The sequence below is a fragment of the Mesorhizobium sp. M4B.F.Ca.ET.089.01.1.1 genome, assembly GCF_004022605.1.
In the GTDB taxonomy this organism is placed as follows: Bacteria; Pseudomonadota; Alphaproteobacteria; order Rhizobiales; family Rhizobiaceae; genus Mesorhizobium; species Mesorhizobium abyssinicae.
On the sequence record NZ_RZOS01000767.1, the window covers coordinates 1 to 1,670 of the forward strand.

2 protein-coding genes are annotated in these 1,670 nt (G+C 65.3%); both read right to left on the reverse strand.

Annotated elements, in window-relative coordinates; genetic code table 11:
- Window positions 1–123: 123 nt before the first annotated feature.
- Window positions 124–858 carry a transcriptional repressor LexA gene (lexA, locus tag EN780_RS33655; RefSeq protein WP_126054478.1) on the reverse strand — a complete coding sequence of 245 codons (735 nt, stop codon included), beginning with the start codon at window positions 856–858 and terminating at the stop codon, window positions 124–126.
- 116 nt (window positions 859–974) lie between these two features.
- On the reverse strand, window positions 975–1,670 hold a 696-nt coding region (locus EN780_RS33660), incomplete at its 5' end, for a molybdopterin molybdotransferase MoeA (protein WP_133372867.1).

A 1,670-nucleotide genomic window follows, 5' to 3' on the forward strand; every position in this document is an offset into this window, starting at 1 on the left:
CCGCTACGCGGTCGAAAAGCCCTATCGGCCCTGGCACGAGCAGCGCAAATATTCTCGCGAGGCGAGGGGACTGCCGCCCTACCAGAGACCCGAAAAACCGGTGGTTAAACTGGCGCCGTCCGCTCAGTAGCGCCGGATCAGGCCGACCAGCTTGCCTTGCACCTTGACCCGGTCAGGGCCGAAGATGCGGGTCTCATAGGCAGGGTTGGCGGCTTCGAGCGCGATCGATGCGCCCTTGCGGCGGAAGCGCTTCAGCGTCGCCTCTTCCTCGTCGACCAGCGCCACAACGATCTCGCCGGGGCTCGCCGTGTCGGCGTTGCGGATGATGACCGTGTCGCCGTCGAAGATGCCGGCCTCGATCATCGAGTCGCCCTTCACCTCCAGCGCATAATGCTCGCCGCCCGAGATCATGTCCGGGGGCACCGAGATCGAATGCGTCTGGTGCTGGATGGCGTCGATCGGCACGCCGGCGGCGATGCGGCCCATTACCGGGATCGACACCGCCGACACAGCGTCGTCGTCATTGCTGGGGGTGCGCGACGGCGACGCCGGTTTGATCTGCCGGCCGAGATTGCCCTGTCCGAGGCTTCCCTGGATGACGCTCGGCGAAAACTTCTTCGCGGCATTGAGGCCAGGCGCGATCGAATCGGGCAGGCGCAGCACTTCCAGCGCACGCGCCCGGTTGGGCAGCCGGCGAATGAAGCCGCGCTCCTCCAGCGCCGTGATCAGCCGGTGGATGCCCGACTTCGAAGCCAGATCAAGCGCCTCCTTCATCTCGTCGAAAGAGGGCGGAATGCCGCTTTCCTTCAGCCGTTCATGGATGAACATCAGGAGTTCATGTTGTTTGCGCGTCAGCATGGCGGCCCCCACGGGTTCTGAAACCAGAATCAGAAAAACAAACCCAGAACAAACACTATCTGTTCCAGTTGTGTTCCGCAACCGTTTAAAGTTTAATGAATGCGTTGACGTTTTGTTCAGCGTAGCATCAGCACGCGACAAGCGTCGCCGACGGCGGCGGCCGGGGCGAAGGGCTCGCGCACCACGAGGCCATTGGCGTCGGCGAGCATGCGCAGCATCGAGGAGTCCTGGATGCCGAAGGGCGTCGCAACCAGTGAGCCGGCTTCTTCGCGGACGACGGCGCGCACGTAGTCCTGCCGCAGATCGTTTGCCTGCATCGGCGCGGCCAGCCGCGCCTCGCGCATATCCTGCCGGAACTCGCGACCACCGAGCCGCGCCAGCAACGGCTTCAGGAACAGCTGCGAACAGACCAGGCTGGCCACCGGATTGCCGGGCAGGCCGATGCAGCGCGCGGGCCCCAACCGGCCGAACATCAGCGGCTTGCCCGGGCGCATGGCGATCTTCCAGAAATCGAGCGTCATGCCTTCGCCGGTCAGCACGTCGTGAATGAGATCGTGGTCGCCGACCGAGGCGCCGCCAAGCGTCACGATGACATCGGCCTGCTGCTCGACGGCCTGCCTGACCAGCGCGGCGATCGCTTCCTTGCGGTCGGCGGCAATGCCGAGATCGAGCGCGCGGGCGCCGACCGATTGCGCAGCGGCGGCGACGCCATAGGCGTTGGACGAGATGATCTGATCGGGACCGAGTTCGCTGCCGGGTGGCAGCAGTTCGTCGCCGGTGGCGATGATGGCGACCAGCGGCCGCTTCACCAC

Excerpts from the sequence above, each read along its gene's own strand:
- lexA (WP_126054478.1), bottom strand. The coding sequence starts at position 858 with ATGCTGACGCGCAAACAACATGAACTCCTGATGTTCATCCATGAACGG.